Raw genomic sequence first — 22,800 nt, forward strand, 5'->3', positions numbered from 1 at the left:
TTGTCGCTGCGTGAACGCGCGGCCGGGGGTTCGATCGATGACGCTCGAGAGCTCCAAGAAGGGTGCACCATGTCCACACGTCGGAGATTCGCCGCCGTGGCGCTGGCTGCCGTCAGCCTCTGCGCCGCGCTGACCGCCTGCCGGGGAACCGACAGCGCGTCCGGCCCGGCTATCCAGGGTTGTGCGAAAACCACCAATATCCAGATCGCCACCACGCCGTACCAGGACTCGCTGGTGATGAGCCTGGGCGACGCGCTGGGCTGGTACAAGAAGGAATGCCTCAACGTGACGTTCCAGAACGTCGCGTTCACCAACATCGCGAAGATCGTGGCCAGCGGCAAGGGTGCACCCGTCGGGTGGCGCACGGCGTCGGAGATCAACCAGGGCTACCACCTCGACAACGACCTGGCCTACCTCTACCCGTGGGACATCTTCAGCAACGGCTTCGCGCTGATGGGCCGGCCAGGCTCGGACCTCAAGACCTACGACGAGTTCGTGAAGGAAGGCAAGAGCTCGAAGGACGCGATCACCGCGGTGATCGACGAGATCCACGGCAAGTCGGTGATCACGACGCTGAACAACAGCCGCGCCGAGGTGATCCAGACGGCGCTGCAGGCCCAGGGCAAGGCGCTGGACTGGGTCAAGTACACGGACCTCGACCCGGCGAGCGGGCTCACGGCCTACCTGCGCGGTGACGGCGACACCTACATCGCCGGCATCCCGCAGCGCCAGACGCTGTCGGACCGCGGGTACAAGGTGCTCCTGGCCGGCACGAACCTGTCGCCGCCGCCGGTCAACGGCTACATCACCACCAAGTCCTACTGGAACGCCAACCAGGACGCGCTGCTGAAGCTGATCCACGTGACCTACGAGGCGATCCGCTACACCAACGCGAACCTCGACCAGGTCGCCGCCTACATCTCGAAGACCTACAACAAGCAGACCGGCTCCACGCTCACGGTCGACAACTTCAAGGCGTACTGGCAGAAACTCGAGACGTACCCGGTGAACGCGGGGGAGACGAAGGCGCAGATCTTCACCCCGGGCGGGGTCGCGTACTGGAAGACGACCTGGGACCAGGACAACCGGTACTTCTTCGACGACATCCACTCGATCCCCGGCCCGGCCCCCTACGACGGCTACCTCGGCGAGACCGTGCTGAACGCCTACATCGCCAAGTACGGCACCGACGAGAAGGGCTGGGACCAGCCGACGGGGAGCCTTTCGTGAAGGGCTTCGAAGCGATCCCCGAACTGTTGCGCCGTGGGGGCACCACGACCGTGTTCAGCATGGTCGGCAACACCAACGTGCCCTGGATCGGACACGGGTTGAAAACCGGCGCACTTCGCCTGGTGAAAACCCGACACGAGGAAACGGCCGTGAACGCGGCCGAGGGGTACAGCCGCAGCCGCGGTGAGATCCCGGTCTGCAGCGTGACGCAGGGGCCGGGCTTCGCCAACGCGCTCAACGGGCTGGTCTCGGCGACACGTACGCACGTCCCGATGTTGTTCGTCGTCGGCGAGTCGCCGGCGACGAAGGTGAAGACCACGATGAACATCGACCAGCGTGCGCTGTCTGACATCGCCGGGGCGGGTTTCCACCACGTCGCGGAGGTTTCGCAACTGGCCGGGCAGTTCGGCGCGGCGCTGGCGGCGGCCCGGTGGAACGGCTGCCCGCAGGTCGTGAGCATCGCCGACGGAGTGCTGACGGCGGAGGTCGAGTTGCCGGCGGACGAACCTGCCGAGGGCACGGCCGAGGTTGCGGACCCGGCGGCAGTCGAGTCCACTGTGGATCTGCTGGCTTCGGCGCGGCGGCCGCTGATCGTCGCGGGACAGGGTGCCTTGCTCGCCGGCTGCGAGGCCGAGCTGGCCGAGCTCGCCACGCTCACCGGGGCGCAGACGGGGACCACGTTGCGGGCCAACTGGTTCTTCGCCGGCCGCGAGGGCAACCTCGGCCTCTGCGGCAACTGGGCGCCCGCGCTGGTGCGCAAGGCACTGGCCGAGGTGGACGTGGTGTTCGCGGTCGGGGCGTCGCTGAACACGTGGACGACGGGCGACCGGCAGGTGTTCCCGGCGGCACGGTTCGTGCGGTGCGACGTGGACCCCGCCACGGTGCCGGCGGGCGCGGACCCGGAGGTTTCGCTGTTCGGTGACGCCAAAACGGTGGTGCGGGCGGTGCTCGACGCGTGGCGGGCGCGCGGGTTCACCGAGCCGAAGCCCGTCGTGGCGCGGCCGACGGTGGCCGAGGTGCAGGAGTCGGTGCGGGCGGTCGACGTCGGCCACGACCCGGCGCGCGGGCTGGACCTGCGAGAGGTGTTCACGGCGTTCGACGAGCACCTGCCGGCTGGGCGCGTGGTGGTGACCGATGCCGGACGCAGCCTGAAGACGTTGCCGACACTGGTGCGTGCGGAATCGGCCAGGCAATGGTTGATCGGCAACAGTTTCGGTTCGATCGGGCGCGGCCTCGGCATCGCGATCGGCGCGGCGGCGGCGCGGCCGGCCGATCCGGTGGTGCTGTTCTGCGGCGACGGCGGCTTCATGATGGCCGCCCAGGACCTCGACGCGGTGCGGCTCAACGGGCTGAGCCTCACCGTCGTGGTCACCAACGACGAGCAGCTCGGTGCCGAGGCCAAGTACATCGACCAGTACGACCTGCCGGCCGAGATGATCCGCCAGACCCTGCCCGACGTCGCGCACCTCGCCGCGGCGTTCGGCGGGACCGGGCGCGTGGTGCGCACCCGGGAGGAGCTGGCCGAGGCGGCGGCCGACTCCCGGCCGGGGCTCACGCTGCTCGACGTGCGCATCGATCCCGTCATCGATTGTGCGGCCGCGTTGAAGTAGCCACACCCGGGCGGGGTGCCCTGGGCGGAAACCGCCCCACGATGTTGTTTTTCGAACATCACACTGTGCGAACAGCGACGAAAACAGGAAGGAGGCCGGATGAAAGCCCCGCACACGGCTGCGGCCCGGCTGGCGAATCCGGATGGCTCCTTCACGATGGTGTCGGTCGACCACCGCGAATCGCTGCGGACGCTCATGGCCGCGGGTGCCCCCGTAGGCACCGTGTCCGACGAGCGCCTGTGCCGGTTCAAGGCCGAGGCCGTGGCCGCGCTGGCGCCCCACGCGTCGGCGGTCCTGGTCGACAGCCGTTACGGACTGGCCAACGGGCCGCGCGCCGGCATCCCGGCGGGCACGCGGTTCGTGCTCGCCGTCGACCGGCTCGTGCAGGAGCCCGGCGGCCCGGTCACCCGCGGCGAGCTGGCCGGGGAGGCCACTCCTGCCTTCCTGAGCCGCACCGGCCCCGACGCCATCAAGCTGCTCGTGCTCTTCCGCCCCGGGCACCCCGACCCGCAACGTGACGACACCGTCGCCCGCTTCCTCGACCTCGGCCGGCGCTGCGGAGTGCCGACCCTGCTCGAAGGCATGGTGCGCTGCGAACCCGCGCAGCGCGACGAAGCCATCCACGAAGCGGCCACCACCCTCTGCGCCGCCGGCCCGGATCTCTACAAAGCCGAAATCCCCGGCTACCGCAAGGGTGACGTCTCGGCCGTCGCCGGGCTTTCCACCCGGCTGACCGAAGAGCTCACCGTGCCGTGGGTTGTCCTCTCCAGCGGCATCGCCCCCGCCGACTACCCGGCCGCCGTCCTCGAAGCCTGCCGCGGCGGCGCGGCGGGGTTCCTCGCCGGCCGGGCGATCTGGCACGACGTCGTCGCCGAAAACCCGCCTGGCCCGGGCCTGCGCGCGACGGCCGCGCCCCGGCTCGCAGCGCTCGCGAAAGCCGTGCGCGAGGCGGTGAGCGCCCGGTGACCACCTCGTCCCGCCCGACCCGCGACCGCCGCGGCCGCATCATGGAGATCGTCGAGGAGCAGGGCTACTGCACCACGGCCGAGCTGTCGCGCGAGTTCGACGTCTCGGACATGACGATCCGCCGCGACGTCCAGAAGCTCGTGGCCGACGGCCGCCTCCGCAGTGTCCACGGTGGAGTGACCGCCCTGCCGCAGACCGCGTTGGCGGGCACAGACTTCCGGTCCCGCGTCGAACGCATGCGCTCGACCAAGGACGCCATCGCCGAGTTCGCCGCCCGCGACCTGCCCGACGTCGGTGCGGTCGCGCTCGACGCCGGCACCACCACCCTGGCGCTCGCGCTCGCCATCCCGCCAGACGCCCGCCTGCACGTGGTCACGCCTTCGCTCGCGGTGGCCAACACGTTGCTGGCGCACGAGTACGTGGAGATCGTGTGTCTCGGCGGTTCCCTGCACCACCAGACGCAGTCGTTCGCCGGCCCCGCGACGCTCGCCGCGATCGCGGAGCTGCGCCTGCGCCGCCTCTACCTCGCCGCCAGCGGTGTCAACGCCGACGGCGTGTACTGCGGCAACCACTTCGACGCCATGACCAAACGGGCGCTCGTGGACGTCGCCGACGAAGTGGTGCTGCTGGCCGATTCCAGCAAGTTCTCGATCTCGGCGATGGTGCGTGCCTGCACCCTCGACGACGTGGACCGGATCGTCACCGACGACGGCATCCCGGACCCCGATCACGAAGCACTCCTCGCCCACGGGGTCGAGGTCTCGATCGTCTCCCGGGCGGAAGCCCAGGGGGACAAGGAGGAAGCATGACTTCCGCGAGGAAGCGCCAGCACGACATCGCCGTCATCGCGGGTGACGGCATCGGCCTCGAGGTGGTGCCCGCCGCGCTGCGGTGCCTCGAGCTCGTTGCGAACCGGCACGACTTCACGCTCAACCTCACCGAATACCCGTGGGGTTCGGCGTATTTCCGGGCGAACGGCGCGATGATGCCCACGACCGGGCTTGACGAGCTCGCGAAGCACGACGCGATCTTCCTCGGCGCCGTCGGCGATCCGGAGATCCCCGACGTGGAAACGCTGTGGGGCCTGCTGATCCCGATCCGCCGCACGTTCGACCAGTACATCAACCTCCGTCCGGTCCGGACACTCCCCGGCATCCCGCCGCGGGTCGTCGGCGCGGGCGACGTGGACCTGGTGATCGTGCGGGAGAACGTCGAGGGTGAGTACTCGGCCGTCGGCGGGCGGATCTACGTCGGCGAGCCGCACGAGGCGGCCATGCAGGAAGCCGTGTTCACCCGCCGCGGCGTGGCCCGGGCCGCGCGGTTCGCGGCCGAGCTGGCCACGACCCGGCACAACCGGCTGACGTCCGCGACGAAGTCCAACGGGATCGTGCACACGATGCCGTTCTGGGACGAGGTCGTGGCCGACACGCTCGCCGACTACCCGGGCGTGAGCGTGGACAAGGTGCTCATCGACGCGCTGGCCGCGAAACTGGTGCTCGACCCGGCGGGCTTCGACGTGATCGTGGCGTCGAACCTGTTCGGCGACATCCTGTCCGACCTGGCCGGTGCGATCGCCGGCTCGATCGGCGTGGCTCCCAGCGGGAACCTGAACCCGGAGAAGAAACACCCGTCGATGTTCGAACCCGTCCACGGTTCGGCACCGGACATCGCGGGCCAGGGCGTGGCAAACCCCGTCGGGCAGCTGTGGGCCGGCGTGATGATGCTCGAACACCTCGGTGAGCCGGCCGCGGCGGCGGAGCTCATGGCCGCGTTCGAAGCGTGCCTCGCCGAAGGCCTGCGCACCCGCGACCTCGGGGGCACCGCGTCCACCGCGGAGTTCACCGACGGCGTCGCCGCGCGGCTGCAGGCATGACCACCACCAGGGGAGAAGAGGGGACGATCGTGCGTTCACAGGATTTGTTCATCAACGGACAGCGCGTGTCACGCGAAGCAACAGCCGAGGTTCGCAGCCCGTGGGACGGGCTGCTCGTCGGCACCTACGCGATGGGCGGCACCGAAGACGCCACCGCCGCCGTGACCGCCGCGCACCACGCGCTGGCCGAAGGACTGCCGCCGCACCGCCGGGCCGAGGTGCTCGGGGCCGCGGCGCGGCTCGTCGGCGAGCGAGCCGAGGAGTTCGCCCGGCTGTTGCTGCTCGAAGCGGGCAAGCCGATCACGGCCGCGCGCGGCGAGGTGCAGCGCGCGATCACCACGCTGCAGCTCTCGGCCGACGAGGCTCGCCGGCTTCCGAGTGAATCCGTGCAGATGGACGCTTTCCCGTCCGGTGACGGAATGTTCGCCTTCACCGTGGCCGAGCCACTGGGTGTGGTCGCGGCGATCACGCCGTTCAACTTCCCGCTGAACCTGGTCGCGCACAAGATCGGCCCCGCGCTGGCGGCCGGCTGCCCGGTGGTGCTCAAGCCGTCGGAGCGGACGCCGCTCACCGCGGGCCTGCTCGTGGAGGTCCTGGCCGACGCGGGGCTGCCCGCCGGCTGGCTGAACCTCGTGACCGGGGACCCCGCGCAGATCGTGAAGGCGTGGCAGGAGGACGAGCGCGTGGCCGTGGTCTCGTTCACCGGTTCGGCCGCCGTCGGCTGGCAGATCAAGGCCGGTTCGCCGCACAAGCACCACATCCTGGAGCTCGGCTCGAACACCGCGATGGTGGTGGACGCCGACGCCGACCTCGACCGCGCGGTCGCCGCCGCCGTGGCGTCGGGCTACGGCTTCTCCGGCCAGGCTTGTGTTTCGCTGCAACGGCTTTACGTCCACGAGGACGTGGTCGACGACGTCGTGGCCAAGCTCGGCGCGGCCGTCACGGCGCTCGCCGTGGGCGACCCGGCCGACGAGAAGACTGTGGTCGGCCCGCTGATCAGCGGCCAGGCCACCGACCGCGTCATGGAGTGGGTCCAGGGCGCCGTCAGCGAAGGCGCCCGCGTGGTCGCCGGCGGCGCGCTGCGCGACGGCGTGCTCGAACCGACCGTGGTCACGGACGTCCGGGCGGACTCGGCGCTGCTGTGCAGCGAGGTCTTCGGCCCGGTCGTCACCGTGGTGCCCGTGAAGGACGTCGCCGAGGCCATCGCCGCGGCCAACGACTCCCGCTTCGGCCTCAACACCGCGATCTTCACCAACGACCTCACCAACGCCCTGCAGTACGCCAAGAAGGCGGAAGCGGGCTCGGTCCTGGTCAACGTCGCGCCCGCGTTCCGCGCGGACCACATGCCCTACCGCGGTGTCAAGGAATCGGGCCACGGCCGCGAAGGCGTGAAGTACGCCGTGGCGTCGCTGGTCGCCGAGAAGCTCGTGATCCTCGCCGCCTGAGCGGCGGGGACGAAGGAAAGGTCAGCTCAGTGAGCGAGAACGGAGTGCGGTTCCGCGACATCCGCGGTCTGCTCGAGGCGCGCAGCGTCGCCGTGGTCGGTGCGTCCGACCGGGAAGGCAACGTCGGCGGCACGGCGATCGGGCACCTGCTGAAGTTCGGGTACACCGGTGAGATCTGGCCGGTGCACCCGTCGGCCGAGACGGTGGCGGGCCTGCCTGCCTACCGCAGTGTGGCCGACCTTCCGGGCGCGGCGGACCTCGCCATCCTCGCGGTCCCCGCGGCCCGGGCGGTCGACCTCGTCGCCGAGTGCGGCGCGGCCGGCATCCGCAACGGCGTCGTGTGGGCCGGTGGGTTCGCGGAGTCCGGGCCGGAGGGCCGCGCGCTGCAGGACCGGCTGGTCGAGGCATGCGCGGCGGTGGACTTCAACCTGTGCGGGCCCAACTGCCTGGGCCTGATCAACACGGGCACCAAGCTCACGGCCACCTACAGCTCGGGCTTGTTCGATTTCGAAACCATGCTCACGGGCACGGTGTCGATGGTGAGCCAGAGCGGCGGGATCACCGCCGCGTCGATGGCACTCGCCGCCCGCGCCGGGTGGGGATTCCGGCATGTGGTGAGTGTCGGCAACGAGGCCGTGGTGTCGGCCGCCGACTTCATCCACCACTACGCGAACGACGACGGTGTGCGCGTGATCGCGGCGTACCTCGAAGGTGTGCAGGACGGGGCGAAGCTCGTCGCCGCGTTGCGGGAAGCACACGCGGCCGCCAAACCTGTGGTGATTTTGAAGGGTGGGCGTTCGAAAGAGAGCGCCGAGGCTGCGAAATCGCACACGGCGGTGCTCGCGGGGGTGGACAAGGTGTTCAGCGCGGTGATGCGCGACTGCGGCGTGACGCTGGTGGGCTCGCTGGAAGAACTGCTCGACACGGCGTCGCTGTTCAGTTCGCTTCGTCCGGAGCAGCTCGGGGCCGGCGGGCGGATCGCCATCACCACGACCGGTGGCGGGGGCGGGGTGCTCGCGACGGACCAGTGCGTTTCGCGCGGGCTGGCCGTGCCGCGGCTGTCCGAGGCGACAGTGGGGGCGGCGGCCGCGAAGCTGACGCCGCTGGCGGCGGTGGGCAACCCGACCGACCTCACGCCGGAGTCGTTCTACCAGGCGAAGTGGCGCTCGCAGCTGCCTGAGGCGCTGGGCGCGATCGCGGCGGACGAGGGTGTGGACGGCGTGCTGTTCCTCGCCCAGGCGATGCGGCACCGGGCCGCCGAGGTGGTGGCTGCGGTCGAGGCGCTGCGCGGGGCGACGGACAAACCGGTGTGCGTGAGCTGGCCGCTCGCGCCGGACGAGGCGTTGCGGTCGCTGGCGGAGCTCGGGATCTACGCGTTCCCCGAGCACGATCGGGCGGCGCGGGCGCTGGGTCACCTCGGCCGGTACTCGCCGGCCGCCGGGGCCGCCTCGGCGGATGTCGCCGAGGTTCCGGCGGCGGTCGGGCCGGTGGTGGCCGGCTGGGTGGTTTCCGAACCGGCCGTGGTGGCGGAACACCGCGCGCGTCCGTTGCTGGCCGCCGCGGGGCTGCCGGTGGTCGAAGGGATCCACGCGCATTCGGTCGACGAGGCCGCGGAGTTCGGTTTCCCGCTGGTGCTCAAGGGCGTGACCGACGAGGTCACCCACCGCTACGCGGCCGGGCTGGTGAAACTGGGGGTGTCCGGCCGTGAAGAACTGAACACGGCGTGGAAGTCGATCACCACCCGCGCCGAGGCCGACGGCGTGTCCCTCGACGGGATGCTCGTGCAGCGCATGGCCGACGGGGACACGGAGTTCCTCGTCTCGGCGTTCACCGACGACCAGTTCGGCGTGATGGTGAGCGTCGGCGTCGGCGGCGTGCTGGCCGAGGCGCTCGACGACGTGGTGCTCATGCGGGCGCCGGTGAGCGCGGTGTCCGCGGCCGAACACATTCGCGGGCTGAAGGTGTTCGAACGTGCGCCGAAACTCACAGCCGGTGTTGATCTTCCCGCGCTGGGTGCGTTCGCCGCGAACCTCGCCGCGCTGGCGTCCGCCTTGCCGTGGCGGAAGTTCACGCTCGAGATCAACCCGGTCAAGGCGGACGGGTCGGGTGTCGTGGCGCTGGACGCGCTGCTGATCGTGGAGGCCGTGTGATGAGCGAGTCGAAGGTGCTGCCGCTGGCCGAGGCGGTCGAGAAGTTCGTGCGGCCGGGTGCGTTCCTGCACCTTGCCTACAACGGCGGCCGCCCCAACGCGGCGGTCGCGGAGATCATCCGGAAGTTCGCCGGCACCGAGCCGGGGTTCCGGATCAGCGCACAGGGGTTCGTGAACACGCAGCACGCCCTCGTCGCCGCGGGCCTGGTGAAGACGCTGACCGTGGCGTACGCGGGGGAGAACTTCCCGAGCCCGCGCCCGAACCCGGCGCTGCAACGGGCTTCGGCAGACGGGTCCGTCGAGATCGAGAACTGGTCGATCTGGACGCTCACCGCGCGGTTGATGGCCGGAGCGCTCGGGGTGCCGTTCCTGCCGGTGCGCTCGCTCGCCGGCAGCACGATGGCGCAGGAGCACGCCGGTCGCGACTACCACGAGGTCGGTCCGGACGGCGCGGTCTCGCCGGTGGTCACGGCGCTGCGGCCCGACCTGGTGCTGCTGCACGGGCTCGCCGCCGACCCCGCGGGCAACGTGATCCTGGCCCCGCCCTACGGCGAGGGCGCGTGGGGTTCGCTCGCGGCCCGCGACGGCGTGATCGCGTGCGTCGAGGAGATCGTGGACGACTCCTTCATCCGGCGGCACAACTCGCTGCCGATGATTCCCGCACACGCGGTGCGCGCGGTCTGCCACACGCCGTTCGGTTCCCATCCCTACGGGTTGCAGCCGGTGGGCCTGGAAGGCGTCAGCGGGTACGTCGAGGACGCCGAGTTCATGGACGAGCTGCGCGCGGCCGCCGCGGACCCCGAGGAGCTCGCGCGGTGGACCAAGAAGTGGATCACCGGCGTGCGCGACCACGACGCGTTCCTGGCGCGGCTCGGAGAAGACCGGCTGCGGACGCTGCGCGAGGGCCGGCCGGTCGTGTGGCCGCCTTCCCTGGCGACCGGGCCCACGGTCGAGGAGCGGATGACGCTCACGGCCGCCCGGATCGTCGGGGATCGCATCACCGTGGCGGGCCACGACGTCGCGCTGGCCGGGATCGGGTTCGCGCACCTGGCCGCGTGGGTCGCCGTCGCGCGGTTGCGGTCGGCGGGCTCCCCGGTGCAGTTGGCCGCCGAACTCGGGATGTCCGGATTCGAACCCCAGCCGGGAGATCCTTACCTTTTCGCCGGCCGGAACCTCCCGACCTGCCTGCAGCTCACCGACGTGATGACCGTGCTCGGTCGTGACATGGCGGGACCGGGCACGTCCAGCATCGCGGTGCTCGGGGCCGGACAGATCGACGCGGAGGGCAACATCAACTCCACCGTCGGCGCCGACGGCGGGTTCCTCGTCGGCTCGGGCGGCGCGAACGATGTTGCGTCGGCCGCCGACGACGTGGTCGCGGTGGTGAAGCACTCGCCGCGGCGGCTGGTCGAAACCGTGCCGTACGTGACGGTGCCCGGCCGGCGCGTGTCGGCGATCGTCACGTCGGAAGCGGTGCTGGAACGCCGGAACGGCCGTTACGAGATCACCAGCTACGTCGAGGTCCCCCGCACCGACCGGGACGCGACGCTGCGCAAGATCGTCGAACGCACCGGATTCCCGGTCACCGTCGCCGCCGACTGCCGGCCCGAGCCGCTGCCCGACGCGGCCGACCTCGAACGGCTGCGCGGCTACGACCCGCAACGCGTGTTCCTCGGCAGTGTTCCGGCCTGAGCCGCGCTCGTACCTGACCCGCGCGGAAACCGAGCCACTTCAACGAAAATCAGGAGAAACCATGGCCGAGTACGAGTCCCCGTACGATCCGTCCACCATGCCGAGCGGTCTCGAGCACGTGGTGTACGAGAAGAAGGGGCACGTTGCCTACGTCACGATCAACCGGCCCGACGTGCGCAACGCCCTGCACACCTACGCCTACCTCGAGCTGCGCCAGTGCTGGCTCGACATCGCGCGCGACCCGGAGATCTTCGTCGGCATCGTGACCGGCGCGGGCCCCGCGTTCTGCGCCGGGCGCGACATCAAGTTCCTCGCGCAGCACCAGGCCGAGGGCAAGCGCACGCCGCACGAGGACCCCAACAGCCCGGTGTTCCACTGGGGCGGCGGCGGGATGCCCGAGGACGTCGAGCTCAACAAGCCGCTGATCTCGGCGGTCAACGGGTTCGCCGTCGGCGTCGGGCTCACCCTCGCGCTGCAGTGCCAGCTGCGCGTGATGGCCGACGACGCGTGGCTCGGCGACCAGCACACCAACGTCGGGCGTCTCGGTTCCCCGCACCTGAAGTACACGGCGCTGCCGCGCGCGACGGCCGCGTACCTGACCCTCTGCAATGGACGGTTGAGCGCGCAGGACTGCTTGCAGCAGGGCATCGTCAACCGGGTGGTGCCGCAGGACAAGCTGATCGAGGCCGCCGAGGAGATCGCGGAGATGGTGTGCCGCAGCTCGCCGCTCGCGGTGCAGGCGACCGTGCAGCTCTACCGGATGTCGGCGGCTGAGCCGACGCTTTCGGCCTACGCGAAGCACTTGGACAAGGAGATCGCGGAGAGCGACGACGGCGCCGAGGGGCCGCGCGCGTTCCGCGAGAAGCGTGCTCCGAAGTGGACGGTGTCCTGACCTCCCGCCTCCCGTGCCGGGGCCAGTCCCGGCACGGGAGCCGCGCGTCAGGTGCGGGCGCGTTTGCCGCCGTCGACGACCAGCGCTTCGCCGGTCACGAAGCTCGCGTTCGCCGACAGCAGGAACGCCACGGCGTCGGCGATCTCGTCCGGCCGCGCACGGCGGCCGAGCGGGTTTCCGGCGGGAACGTCCTCCGTGGACATTCGCTGCGCGTCGATGCTGCGCATCATCCGGCCCTCGACGGCGCCGGGGCACACGGCGTTCACGCGGATCCCGCGCTCGGCGGCCTCGACGGCGGCGGCACGGGTGAGGCCGAGCACGGCGTGTTTCGACGTCACGTAGGCGACGTTGCCGGCGCCCGCGGCGAACGCGGCGCCGCTCGCGGTGTTGACCACGGCGGCGCCGTCTTCGAGGCGGGGGAGCATGTGCTTGAGACCGAGGAAAACCCCGCGCACGTTCACGGCCATCACGCGTTCGAACGCGTCGAGGTCGAAGTCGGGGATGAGGGCGCGCGGGCCTTCGATCCCGGCGTTGTTGAAGAACGCGCGGACCGGGCCGAGGCTCGCCGCGTGCTCCGCGTAGGCGGCGACCTGTGCGGGGTCGGTCACGTCGGCGGTGTGGCCCTCGGCGGTCGCGCCGTCGGCTCGCAGGGCGGCGACCGTCGCTTCGACCCGGGCGGTGTCCACGTCGACCACGAGCAGGCGGTGGCCGTCGCGGGCCAGGCGGGCGGCGGTGGCCGCCCCGAGGTCGCCCGCGCCGCCGGTGAGCACCGCGACCGGTGGTGGAGTAGTCACGTGTCCTGCCTTTCTTCGAACGGATCCCGGGTCCAGGTCATCAGAACGGTGATCGAATGGCAACAAGGAATGTTGGAACATTGACATCGTGAGCGGGTCACCCTACGTTGCGACCAGCTTGAGAGACGGAGGCACCTCGATGGGGCCACATCGGACAGCCGGGCACCGTGGAATCCGTGGGTCCCGGCGATCCTTCGGGTTGCGCGCCGTGCTCGTGCTCGGCCTGCTGGCGGCGCTCGCCGGCTGCGGCGGCGGTTCCGCACCGCCGGGAACACTGGGCGACGGTCCGATCCGGATCGGGGTCGCCGTGCCGCTCACGGGTCCGAACGCGACGGTCGGCAGCTCCGTGCGCCTCGGCGCGGAGGTCGCCGTCGCCCAGCTCAACGCCGCGGGCGGTGTGCTGGGGCACCAGCTCGAGGTCGTCACGGCCGACACGACGTCGGACCTCACGCAGAGCGTGCAGGAGGTGCGGCGGCTGATCCTGCAGGAACACGTGGACGTGCTGGTCGGACCGACCGCGTCCGGCCAGGTGTCCGCGCTGATCACCACGATCAACGCCGCCGACGTCTACAACGTGCAGGGTTCCGCCTCACCCGCCTTCGGCCCGAAGGCCGCGCCCAACAGCTTCTCGATCACCGCGAGCGCGGGCGACCAGGGCCTGGCGCAGGTCGGGTTCGCCACGAGCAAGCAGTACCGGAAGATCGCGATCCTCTCCGACACCCTCGAGTACGGCCGCCTCGGCTCGGCCGCCATCCGGGCCGCGGCGAAGCAGAACGGGATCGCCGTCACCGGCTCGGCGGAGTACCAGTCGGGCACCGCGGACATGACCTCGCAGGTGCTGAACCTGAAGAACACGAACCCGCAGGCGCTGATGGTGTTCGCGTCCAACGGCCAGGACACCGGCCGCGCGCTCAAGGCGCTGCAGGACTTGCACTGGGACGTGCCCGTGATCGGCAACTACGGCACCACGTTCACCGGGCCGGCCACTGCGATCGCCGGGCCCGACGCATACCGCAACGTCACCGCGCTCGAGTACCCCGGCTTCGGCGCCTGCTCGGCCGCGCAGGTCCCGGCGGAGACGGCGCAGTTCCGCACGCAGCTCAAGGCGTTCGACGCCAAGGCCGCGGCCACCGCGCAGACCGACCTCGCGGCCAACACCCACGACTCCGTGTTGTTGTTCGCCGCCGGTGCCGACGGTTCGAAATCGATCACCGGCAGTTCGGTCGCGAACTGGCTCGAACACCACGCTTCCGGGCTGAAGGACGGCTACGTCAACGCTCCGTTCGGCATCACTCCCGCGTCGCACTTCCTCACCTCGCACGACGCGCTCGTCGCGGTCGCGCCCGGCACGGCCGTGGTGCCCGGGGTGTTCAAGAAGGTGGCCGGATGCCGGTGACCGGGGCGCAGCTTCTCGAGAGGGAACCATGCAGGAACTAGGAATCGTCCTCGTCCGGGGTATCGGCAGCGGCGCGATCTACGCGCTCATCGCGATGTCGCTCACGATCATCTACAACACCAGCACCATCCTGAACTTCGCGCAGGGCTTCTGGGTCGTGGCCGCGGGCGGTCTCGCCGTATCCTGGCTCCCGGCGGGCGTCGGGGTGGGCGGGTACGTGCTGGGGCTGCTCGCCGTCGTCGCGGTGATCGTCGCGCTGGTGTCGGTGCAGGGGGTGGCGACGCTGCTGCCGCTGCGGGGCGGCACGAGCCAGCATTCATGGCTGGTCACGACGCTGGCGGCGTCGGTGATCATCGGCGCGCTGGTGGAGCGGACGCTGGGCAGCGACTCACTCAACATCCCCACCGTCTTCGGCAGCTTCGGTGTGTTCGGGGTGCAGACTTCGGTGCTGTACCTGGTCGCGATCGCGTTCGCGGTGGTCGTGTTCGCCGCGTTGTCGCTTTTCTACCGGCGCACCGATGCCGGCCTCGCGATGCAGGCGCTGCGGCAGGACTACGACGTCGCGCGCGCCGCCGGGATCCCCGCACGGCGGCTGCAGATCGCGTCGTTCGCGATCGCCGGGCTGATCCTCGGCCTCACCGGGTACCTGTTCGGCCCGATCCTCGCGTTGTCGAGCACGAGCGGGCTGAACCTGGTGATCGGCGGGTTCACCGTCGCGATCGTAGGCGGGCTGAGCTCGCTGCGGGGCGCGGTGCTGATCGGCCCGCTGTTCGGCATGGCGACGCAGGCCGCCACCACGTGGATCGGCGCGGACTTCCAGTCGGCGGTGGTGCTGGGGATCCTCGTGGTCGTGCTGCTCGTCGTGCCCCAGGGCCTGTTCGGCCGTCCTGCCGCGAGAAGGGTGTGAGCGTGCCTCGTCGACTGTCTTTTGTGAACTCCTCCGCCATGCGCGAGTCCGGGGTGGGTGCGGTGATCCTCGCGCTGGCCGTGCTCGTGCCCGCGCTGGGCGGCGACCCGTACTGGGCCTACGCGCTGACAATCGTGGCGATCTACTCGATCGCGTCGGCCTCGACCAACGTGCTGCGCGCGGAGTCCGGCCAATACACCTTCGGCCAGGGCGCGATCTTCGGCGCCGCCGCGTACAGCACGGCGCTCGCGACGGCGACGTACGGCTGGAACCCGGTGCTCGCGGTGCTGCTCGGGATCGCGATCGCCGGGGTGCTCGGGCTGCTGCTGGCGTTGCCGGCGTTGCGCGTGCAGGGTTACTACCTCGGGTTCGTGTCGCTGGCGGCCGCGGTGGTGTTCCCGCAGCTGCTGTACGGGTTCAGCACGTTCACGCACGCGGTGTCCGGTGTGCCGCTGACCGTGGTGCGGCCGGTCGACGCCCACAGCGGTGCGTTCCAGCCGTTCAGCCTGATCGTGCTCGCGTTGGCGATCCTGGCACTTTTCGGACACGCGGTGTTGCGTGGTTCACGGCTGGGGCGGCGGATGCGTGCGGCGGCGATCAGCCCGGAAGCGGCCCAGACGCTGCGGATCCGGCCGGGGCGGGTGCGCGTGGCGGCGTTCGTGATCGCCGCGGTCGGTGCGGGTGTCGCGGGTGCGTTGTACGCGCCGTACTTCAGCTTTGTCAGCCCGGACGCGTTCCCGGTTTCGTTCAGCGTGTTGCTGTACTTCACCGTGGTGGTCGGTGGTGACAGCACGATCATCGGACCGCTGTTCGGGTTGTTCGTGCTGTACGTGGTGCCGAACCTGCTGCTCACGAAGTTCTCCGACTACCGCGACCTGATCTACGGTGTGCTCGCGTTCGTGATCATGGCGCTGCTGCCCGACGGGCTGCTGCCACCGCTGAAACGCCTCGCGGCGCGGATCTGGAAACCGGCGCCGAAGCCGCCTGTGGACATCCCGGCGATGATCGGGCGGTTGGAGGGCGAGCGGAAACCCGGGAAGGGTCTGGAGCTCGCGGTGTCCGGGGTGACGAAGCGGTTCGGCGCGGTCGTGGCGCTGGACGGTGTCGGCTTCGAGGCCGTGGCGGGCAAGGTCCATGCGCTGATCGGTCCCAACGGGTGTGGGAAATCCACCACGCTGAACGTGATCTCCGGTCTCGTTCGTGCGGACGCGGGTGAGATTTCGCTCGACGGGGTGTCCGAAAACCACCGCCCGGCGGTGGATATCGCCACAGCGGGTGTTGCGCGGGGATTCCAGACGCCGCGGGTGTTCGACTCGCTCGACGCGTGGGACAACATCGAGCTCGGCATCCGGGAAGGTTCGGATCGGGACTACGCCTGGATCCGCGACGCGTTGCGCGGCGTGCCGGTCTCCTCGTTCACCCATTCCGAGCGTCGCTGGCTGGAGCTGCTGCGCATCTGCGTTTCGGCGCCGCGGCTCGTGTTGCTCGACGAACCGGCGGCGGGGTTGTCGCTCAACGAACGGCAGCAGCTGGTCTCGCTCATCCGCAGCCTCGTCGCGGTGAGCGGGGCGACGGTGGTGCTCGTCGAACACGATCTCCCACTGGTGTGGGGGATAGCGGACACGGTGACGGTGATGTCCGAAGGCCGGGTCCTCACGACCGGCGTGGCGGCCGAGGTGCGGGAGAGCGAGTCGATGGACGTGATCGTGGGGAGCGGCCGTGCTGCGCGTTGAAGGACTGCGGTCGGGCTACGGCTCGATGACCGTGCTGCACGGAGTGGACCTCGCCGTCGACGCGGGCGAACTGCTGCTCATCGCCGGCGCGAACGGCGCGGGCAAGAGCACGTTGCTCTCGACGATCGCGGGGTTCGTTCCCGAACAAGCCGGCACCACCACGCTCGACGGCACTCCGCTGCGCCGCGGCCCTTCGGCCCGGGCCCGCGCGGGTGTGCGGCTGGTACACCAGGGCCACCGGGTGTTCGGGGAGCTGACCGTGCGGGACAACCTGCGCCTCGGCGGTTACGGCCTGCGCGGCGCGCGGCGGACGCAGCGGTTCGACGAAGTGGTGACCGCGTTCCCGCTGCTGGCCGAGCGGCTGGACGTGTTCGCCGGCGACCTGTCCGGAGGGCAACAGCAGGTGCTCGCGATCGCACAGGCGATGATGCTGGACCCACCCGTTCTGTTGTGCGACGAACCATCGCTGGGCGTGGCGCAGGTGCTGATCCCGCCGATCATGGCCGCGCTGCGGGCGCGCGCGGACTCGGGGCGCGCGGTGGTGGTCGTCGAACAGCTGGTGGACCAGGCGATCGAGTACGCGGATCGGCTGGCGATCGTGGACCGCGGGACGATTCCGTTCGACCGTCCGGCGGTGGAGTACGAACGCGATCCCTCGGTGGTGCGCGAGATCCTGCTGGGAGCGGTGTGAGCGGAAAGCGATCGGAGGAACGGATGACGGAGCGGCCGGCCTACGCGGACCTGCCCGGCGGCGACGCCAGTGGGTTGTTCGGGGCGGGCGACGCGCTGGGTGCGCTGAACCTGCAGACGCCCAGCGCGATCGCGCACGCGGCGACGCTCGTGCGGGAGGGCGCGGTGTTCAGCCTCAACGCGCCCGTCGACTGGGTGGACCCGCCGTTGTTCAGCCGCAAGCAGGTCGAACACCACGTGTTCACCACCCCGCGCGGCAACCTCGACGACTGGCTCGACGGCTACTACCTCCAGGCTTCGTCGCAGTGGGACGGGTTCCTGCACGCGCGCCGGCCCGACGGCGGCTTCCACAACCGGCTGCCCGCCGCGGACCACGGCGTTCACGTCTGGGCGGCGCGCGGCATCGCCGGGCGCGCGGTGCTGCTGGACATCGGAGCTTTCCTCGCGGATCAGGGCCGGCCGCTCGACTGGCGCACGCGCGCCGAGATCACGGCGGCGGACCTGGAGGCGTGCCGCGCGGCCTGCGGGGTCGAGCAGCGCCCGGGCGACATCCTGCTGATCCGCACCGGCTGGGCCACGGAATACGAGCGCGCGCTTGCCTCGGAGCGCGCGGCGGTGCGCGAGGACACGACGGGCCCGGGCCTGGCGGCCGACGAGGCGCTCCTCGCCTACCTGTGGGACTGGGGCATCAGCGCGCTGGCCTGCGACAACATCGCCGTCGAGGCGCTGCCGCTCGGCGAGGCCGCCCTGCACCCGCGCCTCATCGGACTGCTGGGCGTGCCGCTGGGCGAGCTGTGGTGGCTCGACGAACTCGCCGCCCACTGCGCCCGTGACGGCCGCTACGAATGCCTCCTCACCTCCGCCCCGATCAACCTGCGGGGCGGCGTCGGCTCTCCTGCCAACGCGATCGCCTTGAAGTAAGGCCGGGGCGCCGGGTCGTAGGGGCGCGGTGGCGGGTCTTGGGTGGTCGGGGGCGAGAAAGTTGCTGTCTGGGGCCGTCCCGCCCGCGATTGGCCTGAAGTAGGGCTGGCGCCGTGAACTCGGGAAGCACGACGGCGACCTCGGCGCTGTCGGGATGAAGCCGCGGGCGCGGTGGCAGGTCTTGGGCGCTCGGGGGGCTAGAAACTCGCTGCATGGGACCGCCCCGCCCGCGATCGGCCTGAACAAGGCCGGAAAACGCCCGGGCGAGGGGGCCGGTCGGGACCGCCCGGAAACTGCGCGACCTGGGGGTGGGCGAGAAAGTCGGCGCCGGGGGACCGGTGGTGGGGCCGCGAGGTGGTGTTCGGGAAATGACACTGGTTAACATCGGACGGATCCGGCAGGGCCCGTCGCGGTGACGGGGCCGCCGGGAGCGCCGAGACCCGGAGGAACGCGTGACATCCGAGACCCAGCTGTCGCCCGCACAGGAACGTCGGGGCAGGCTCGTCGCGCTGGTGGAGGCGCAGGGGTTCTGCACCGTCGCCGAGCTGGCCGTCGCGCTGGATGTTTCCGAGATGACCATCCGGCGGGACGCGCGGCAGCTCATGGGCGAGGGCCGCATGCGCAGCGTGCACGGCGGCATCACCATGTTGCCCGCCGCGGCCATCGACGGGACCGACTTCCACGCCCGCACCACGCGCCACGGCGACGCGAAGAAGGCGATCGCCCGCAAGGCGCTGGAGCTGCTGCCCGACGCCGGCGCCGTCGCGTTCGACGCCGGTACGACCACACACGAGGTGGCCAAGCTCCTGCCCGACGGCGCGCGCCTGCAGGTGGTGACGGCGTCGCTGCCGATCATCAACACGTTGCTGGGCCGCGAAGGCTTCGACGTGATCAGCCTCGGCGGCACGCTGCACCAGAGCTCGCAGTCGTTCGCCGGCCCGATGACCGTGGCCGCGATCGGCGAGCTGCGCGTGCGGACGCTGCTGCTCGCGGCGTCGGGGCTGACGAGCGAAGGTGTGTTCTGCGGCAACCACTTCGACGCCGTGTCCAAGCGGGCCCTCGTGGAGGTGGCCGACGAGGTGATCCTGCTGGCCGACTCCAGCAAGTTCGAGCTCTCGGCGATGGTGCGGGCGTGTTCGCTCGGCGACGTCGACGTGTTCGTGACCGACGACCGGCTGCCCGACCGTTACCGCAAAGCCTTGCGCGAGTACAAGGTCGAGGTGATCACGGTGCCGATCGAGGAGGACCACGCGATCGCCTGATGTTGCTTTCTTGTCAGTGCGATGTTGTTTTATTGACATCGCTGGTGCGGCGCGCCTAGGTTCGGATGGGCGTCGGCGCAGCGGCCGGCCCGGGCGAGAGGACGGGGTCGCATGACGGTTGAGATCGTTCCCGAGGCGGAGCTCGAAACGGCGCGCGAGGGACTGCGCGAAGTCCGGGCTCGCGGCGTGCGGTGGCTGCTCGACCACGTCGGCGACGACGGCAAGCCCGCGGCAGCCGACCTTCGCAACGGCTACTACCGGATGCCGTGGACGTTCGCGCTCGTCGGCGAACGTGAAGTCGCCGCGCAGGTGATGTCCTGGATCGAACGCAACGCGCTCACCGCCACCGGCGACCTGCGCGAAGGCGTGCCGCGCGAGGCGTTCACCTCGCGCTAGGCGACCTACCCGCATTCACTGCTGGCGCAGGGCGCGTGGGCGCTGGAGCGCTACGACACCGCGCTGGCGCTCGTGGACACCATGCGGAAGTCCTTCCAGGATCCCGAAACCGGCGGCGCGTTCATGGAACGACAGGAAGCGCGCACCGGCCGACAGTTCGTGTTCCCGACCGCACAGCTCGGGCTGGCCGCGCTCGCGAGCGGACAGTCGGACGTGGCGCAGGCGGCGTTCGGCTGGTTCGACCGGCTGTGGGCCGCGCAGCCGGAGTTGCCGCACGTGCTCTACGCCTCCTGGGGTCCGAACGGCCTGCGCACCGTCGCCGACCAGGACGACGAGTTCATCAGCCGCGTCGACTTCCGCGAGCCGCGCCAGGCGTTCTACAACCCGGGCATCGGCGCCGCGTTCCTCAGCCGCTACTACATGGTCACGCGCGACGAGCGGGCGCGCGAAATCGCCACGGGCATGCTGCGGCTGTCCGCTTCCGGCACCGAGGCGCAGTACAACCACTGGGAGTCGATGCAGATCTGCAAGTTCGGCTGGGGCTCCGCGATGGCCGCCGAGATCGACCCGGCCGGCGACCACCTGAAGCACGTGCTGCGCATGGCCCGCTGGTACATCGACTCCCAGCGGCCCGACGGCAGCTGGGTCCCGAGCGGCTTCCTCGTCGCCGAGCCGAACGACAGCCACGCCATCGAGAAGACCGCCGAGCACACGCTGTGGGTGCACATGATGCTCACGAGCCTGGCCGCCGCGGCCGACCGCGGACCCGTGGCCGCCGGCCAGCAGAGTCCACAAAGGACACTGGCCGCCGTATAGTGGAGGACACCGCGGCGTTCACCCGATCCGGTGGCCTTCGCGTGTCGAACGGCTGAGCGGGGCCGTCACCCGCGCGTCTGGGACGAGACTCGCGCGGTGATGAACACCTCCCTCGACGACGCCGGCCGCTGCCTCCTCTCGGTGGCTTGGAACATCCGCACCGGCGTCCCGCGGGCGGGGGCCCGCAAGGAGGAGATCCGGGCTCGGCTGCAGGCCGTCTGCCGCTCGATGGGGCACGCCGCGTGCGCCCGCGCGGCGGCCGGTTCGCCGCCGGACCACGTGCCGTTCCTGAAGCTCGCCGACCTGGCCTACGAGATCGACACGCTCCTGCTGCTCGTCGACACCGCGCTGGCGCCCGACGCCGACCGCGACCGCCGCCGGTGGGCCGAGATCGACACGCTCGTCGCCGGCGTGGACGACCTCGTGGACCGCGCCGCGACCATCCTCGGGGGACAGCTCGCGGCCAGCCGCTGACGCTTTCCCCGCACGGGGTGTCCGAATCCTCACAGGACTTGTGCGTTGCCCCTCGCCGTTTGACAGGGTGCGCACATTTTCCGGGACCGAGGTGACCGGCGACGACCATGGACCTCGCCCGAGGGCATCACGGTCGGGGCGCGGCCGGACGTGAACGTCGGCCGGATGGACGAACTGTGGGTCGGGGAGAACGGTGGGGCGGGGAAGTGACCATGGCGCGCCTGACCGTCGTCAGTGGCGGACGCGGACCCCGGCCAGCACCGCGCTGAGGCTCGGCAGCCAGCGCTGCCGCGGGTCGGGGGCGGCGAGCCACTCCGTCGAGACGCCGGGGACCTGCGGGCCGATCGGCAGGGGGACGAGGGCGCCGCAGTCGAGGAGGTCGACGTCGGTGGGCAGGGTGGTGCGGGGCGGGACCAGGCCGTCGGTCTCGGCGAGGATGGCGACGCGCGGGCCGTGCTGCGTGGGCAGGACTAGGACGGGGCCCTGGCAGCCGGTGTCGGCGAGGTGGCGCAGCACCGGGCCGGCGGCGAGCTTCGGCAGGGTCACGGCGCACAGGCCATTTTCGAGCGCGAGGAACAGCCGGCTGCCCTGCCAGCGCACCGACCAGCCGAACAGGCGGCCGTAGTAGGCGTCGAACCGCTCGTGGGCGTGCTCGGCCGACGCGAGCTCGGTCGGCTGGAGCTGGGTGTCGAGGCTCATCGTCGACGCCTTCCGGTCGTGGGGAAATGGTCACAGGGGTTCGAGGTCCGACCACGAGTCTAACGGCACTCAGTGCCACTAGCAAGGCGGCCTGCTACCGTCTTCGGGCATGACGGAATCGCAGCGCCGCGCGCCGGCCACCCGGGTCGGGGCGACGGCAGCCGGCCGACGGCAGCTGCGCCGCGCGCTGTCCTCGGCGGCCGTGGACCTGTTCGTGGCCAACGGGTACGAGGCGACGACCGTTGACGAGATCGCCGCCGCGGCGGGGGTCGGGCGCCGCACGTTCTTCCGGTATTTCGACACCAAGGACGACGTGCTCTTCGCCAACCACGACGAGATCGTCACGGAGATGGAGCAGGCCTTCGAGCGCGCGGATCCGTCGCGCGATCCGGTCGAGGTGGCGTGTTCGACGGTGAGCCTGGTGCTCGACTACTACGCCGCGGACCTCGACGTGTCGCTGAAGCGGTTCACGCTCACGCGGACGGTGACTTCGTTGCGGGACAAGGAAGTCGCGACCGTCGACCGGTACCAGCGCGTGCTCGCGCGGTACCTGCAGACGCGGTTCGCCGAACAGGGCGACGGCACGGCGAGCCTGCGGGCGGCCGTGGCCGCGGCGGCGATCGCGGCGGCGAACAACCACGTACTGCGGCGGTGGCTGCGCAGCGGCGGCAAGGACGACATCGCGGCGAGTGCGGCGCGGGCGTTCGCCCTGGTCGGAGAGGCTTTTCGGCCGGTGAACGCCGAGACGACGGTGGTCGCGGTGTTGAGTACCGCGACGCCGTTGCCGGAGGTCATGGCCCGGCTCGGCGCAGCCTTCCAGGACCCGGAAGCGGACCGATAAGTGCACTCAGTGCC

The 22,800-nt window shown here is 70.9% G+C and carries 21 protein-coding genes; 19 read left to right on the plus strand and 2 right to left on the minus strand.

The annotated features are described in order from the left end of the window. The first annotated feature begins 69 nt into the window (after nt 1–69). From K1T34_RS35870 to K1T34_RS35910, 9 genes are all read left to right on the plus strand, one after another. Nucleotides 70–1,230, plus strand: coding sequence for an ABC transporter substrate-binding protein (locus K1T34_RS35870; RefSeq protein ID WP_220239154.1), 1,161 nt, complete (start codon nt 70–72; stop codon nt 1,228–1,230). After that, the gene (locus K1T34_RS35875; RefSeq protein ID WP_220239155.1) at nt 1,227–2,840 is read left to right on the plus strand and encodes a thiamine pyrophosphate-binding protein; all 1,614 of its coding nucleotides are present in this window, start codon (nt 1,227–1,229) and stop codon (nt 2,838–2,840) included. Before K1T34_RS35870 ends, K1T34_RS35875 begins: the two co-directional genes overlap by 4 nt. Nucleotides 2,841–2,939: 99 nt before the next feature. Then, the gene (locus K1T34_RS35880) at nt 2,940–3,806 is read left to right on the plus strand and encodes a hypothetical protein (RefSeq protein ID WP_220239156.1); all 867 of its coding nucleotides are present in this window, start codon (nt 2,940–2,942) and stop codon (nt 3,804–3,806) included. Then, nucleotides 3,803–4,615 (plus strand): DeoR/GlpR family DNA-binding transcription regulator, encoded by an 813-nt coding sequence (locus K1T34_RS35885; protein WP_220239157.1) that lies wholly within the window; start codon nt 3,803–3,805, stop codon nt 4,613–4,615. The genes K1T34_RS35880 and K1T34_RS35885 overlap by 4 nt, the downstream gene beginning before the upstream one ends. Next, nucleotides 4,612–5,679, plus strand: coding sequence for a tartrate dehydrogenase (locus K1T34_RS35890; protein WP_220239158.1), 1,068 nt, complete (start codon nt 4,612–4,614; stop codon nt 5,677–5,679). The genes K1T34_RS35885 and K1T34_RS35890 overlap by 4 nt, the downstream gene beginning before the upstream one ends. A 29-nt stretch (nt 5,680–5,708) precedes the next feature. Then, nucleotides 5,709–7,124: an aldehyde dehydrogenase family protein gene (locus K1T34_RS35895; protein ID WP_220239159.1), complete on the plus strand. Its 1,416-nt coding sequence runs from the start codon at nt 5,709–5,711 to the stop codon at nt 7,122–7,124. Between the two features lie 29 nt (nt 7,125–7,153). Beyond that, complete coding sequence (locus K1T34_RS54515) at nt 7,154–9,274, plus strand: acetate--CoA ligase family protein (protein ID WP_220239160.1); 2,121 nt, start codon at nt 7,154–7,156, stop codon at nt 9,272–9,274. Further along, nucleotides 9,274–10,965 carry a CoA-transferase gene (locus K1T34_RS35905; protein WP_220239161.1) on the plus strand — a complete coding sequence of 564 codons (1,692 nt, stop codon included), beginning with the start codon at nt 9,274–9,276 and terminating at the stop codon, nt 10,963–10,965. The genes K1T34_RS54515 and K1T34_RS35905 overlap by 1 nt, the downstream gene beginning before the upstream one ends. 61 nt (nt 10,966–11,026) lie before the next feature. Then, the gene (locus tag K1T34_RS35910; RefSeq protein ID WP_220239162.1) at nt 11,027–11,857 is read left to right on the plus strand and encodes an enoyl-CoA hydratase-related protein; all 831 of its coding nucleotides are present in this window, start codon (nt 11,027–11,029) and stop codon (nt 11,855–11,857) included. A gap of 47 nt (nt 11,858–11,904) precedes the next feature. On the opposite strand, the gene K1T34_RS35915 is transcribed toward K1T34_RS35910, so the two are convergent. Further along, a complete protein-coding gene (locus K1T34_RS35915) occupies nt 11,905–12,651 on the minus strand; it encodes an SDR family NAD(P)-dependent oxidoreductase (protein ID WP_220239163.1) in 747 nt (248 codons plus the stop codon). Between the two features lie 208 nt (nt 12,652–12,859). Here K1T34_RS35915 and K1T34_RS35920 point away from each other — a divergent pair, with 208 nt between their 5' ends. The 9 genes from K1T34_RS35920 (at nt 12,860) to K1T34_RS35960 (ending at nt 21,246) form a co-directional block, all read left to right on the plus strand. Further along, on the plus strand, nt 12,860–14,047 hold the full coding sequence (locus K1T34_RS35920) for an ABC transporter substrate-binding protein (RefSeq protein ID WP_255638818.1): 1,188 nt from the start codon (nt 12,860–12,862) through the stop codon (nt 14,045–14,047). Nucleotides 14,048–14,075: 28 nt separating this feature from the next. After that, entirely contained in the window at nt 14,076–14,954 is an 879-nt protein-coding gene (locus tag K1T34_RS35925) for a branched-chain amino acid ABC transporter permease (protein WP_220239165.1), read from the plus strand. Nucleotides 14,955–14,977: 23 nt separating this feature from the next. Beyond that, entirely contained in the window at nt 14,978–16,687 is a 1,710-nt protein-coding gene (locus K1T34_RS35930) for a branched-chain amino acid ABC transporter ATP-binding protein/permease (protein ID WP_220239166.1), read from the plus strand. Continuing rightward, nucleotides 16,674–17,378 (plus strand): ABC transporter ATP-binding protein, encoded by a 705-nt coding sequence (locus K1T34_RS35935; RefSeq protein WP_220239167.1) that lies wholly within the window; start codon nt 16,674–16,676, stop codon nt 17,376–17,378. Before K1T34_RS35930 ends, K1T34_RS35935 begins: the two co-directional genes overlap by 14 nt. A 23-nt stretch (nt 17,379–17,401) precedes the next feature. Beyond that, nucleotides 17,402–18,298 (plus strand): cyclase family protein, encoded by an 897-nt coding sequence (locus K1T34_RS35940; RefSeq protein WP_220239168.1) that lies wholly within the window; start codon nt 17,402–17,404, stop codon nt 18,296–18,298. Nucleotides 18,299–18,750: 452 nt separating this feature from the next. Next, entirely contained in the window at nt 18,751–19,560 is an 810-nt protein-coding gene (locus K1T34_RS35945) for a DeoR/GlpR family DNA-binding transcription regulator (RefSeq protein ID WP_220239169.1), read from the plus strand. A gap of 111 nt (nt 19,561–19,671) precedes the next feature. Further along, nucleotides 19,672–19,956, plus strand: coding sequence for a hypothetical protein (locus K1T34_RS35950; protein ID WP_220239170.1), 285 nt, complete (start codon nt 19,672–19,674; stop codon nt 19,954–19,956). A 72-nt stretch (nt 19,957–20,028) separates the two neighbouring features. Continuing rightward, nucleotides 20,029–20,772, plus strand: a complete 744-nt coding sequence (locus tag K1T34_RS35955; protein ID WP_220239171.1) for a hypothetical protein — start codon at nt 20,029–20,031, stop codon at nt 20,770–20,772. A 99-nt stretch (nt 20,773–20,871) separates the two neighbouring features. Further along, nucleotides 20,872–21,246 carry a hypothetical protein gene (locus K1T34_RS35960; protein ID WP_220239172.1) on the plus strand — a complete coding sequence of 125 codons (375 nt, stop codon included), beginning with the start codon at nt 20,872–20,874 and terminating at the stop codon, nt 21,244–21,246. Nucleotides 21,247–21,477: 231 nt separating this feature from the next. On the opposite strand, the gene K1T34_RS35965 is transcribed toward K1T34_RS35960, so the two are convergent. Further along, nucleotides 21,478–21,945 carry a hypothetical protein gene (locus tag K1T34_RS35965; protein WP_220239173.1) on the minus strand — a complete coding sequence of 156 codons (468 nt, stop codon included), beginning with the start codon at nt 21,943–21,945 and terminating at the stop codon, nt 21,478–21,480. 109 nt (nt 21,946–22,054) lie between these two features. Between K1T34_RS35965 and K1T34_RS35970 the strand changes: the two genes are divergently transcribed. Then, nucleotides 22,055–22,786, plus strand: a complete 732-nt coding sequence (locus K1T34_RS35970) for a TetR family transcriptional regulator (protein WP_220239174.1) — start codon at nt 22,055–22,057, stop codon at nt 22,784–22,786. Nucleotides 22,787–22,800 lie beyond the last annotated feature (14 nt).

This window comes from Amycolatopsis sp. DSM 110486, from assembly GCF_019468465.1.
In the GTDB taxonomy this organism is placed as follows: domain Bacteria; phylum Actinomycetota; class Actinomycetes; order Mycobacteriales; family Pseudonocardiaceae; genus Amycolatopsis.

What these genes read in the sequence shown, in the direction of transcription:
- K1T34_RS35870 (WP_220239154.1), top strand. Translation starts at nt 70, where the DNA reads ATGTCCACACGTCGGAGATTCGCCGCCGTGGCGCTGGCTGCCGTCAGC.
- K1T34_RS35880 (WP_220239156.1), top strand. Translation starts at nt 2,940, where the DNA reads ATGAAAGCCCCGCACACGGCTGCGGCCCGGCTGGCGAATCCGGATGGC.
- K1T34_RS35890 (WP_220239158.1), top strand. Translation starts at nt 4,612, where the DNA reads ATGACTTCCGCGAGGAAGCGCCAGCACGACATCGCCGTCATCGCGGGT.
- K1T34_RS35905 (WP_220239161.1), top strand. Translation starts at nt 9,274, where the DNA reads ATGAGCGAGTCGAAGGTGCTGCCGCTGGCCGAGGCGGTCGAGAAGTTC.
- K1T34_RS35910 (WP_220239162.1), top strand. Translation starts at nt 11,027, where the DNA reads ATGGCCGAGTACGAGTCCCCGTACGATCCGTCCACCATGCCGAGCGGT.
- K1T34_RS35925 (WP_220239165.1), top strand. Translation starts at nt 14,076, where the DNA reads ATGCAGGAACTAGGAATCGTCCTCGTCCGGGGTATCGGCAGCGGCGCG.
- K1T34_RS35940 (WP_220239168.1), top strand. Translation starts at nt 17,402, where the DNA reads ATGACGGAGCGGCCGGCCTACGCGGACCTGCCCGGCGGCGACGCCAGT.
- K1T34_RS35950 (WP_220239170.1), top strand. Translation starts at nt 19,672, where the DNA reads ATGACGGTTGAGATCGTTCCCGAGGCGGAGCTCGAAACGGCGCGCGAG.
- K1T34_RS35960 (WP_220239172.1), top strand. Translation starts at nt 20,872, where the DNA reads ATGAACACCTCCCTCGACGACGCCGGCCGCTGCCTCCTCTCGGTGGCT.
- K1T34_RS35965 (WP_220239173.1), bottom strand. Translation starts at nt 21,945, where the DNA reads ATGAGCCTCGACACCCAGCTCCAGCCGACCGAGCTCGCGTCGGCCGAG.
- K1T34_RS35970 (WP_220239174.1), top strand. Translation starts at nt 22,055, where the DNA reads ATGACGGAATCGCAGCGCCGCGCGCCGGCCACCCGGGTCGGGGCGACG.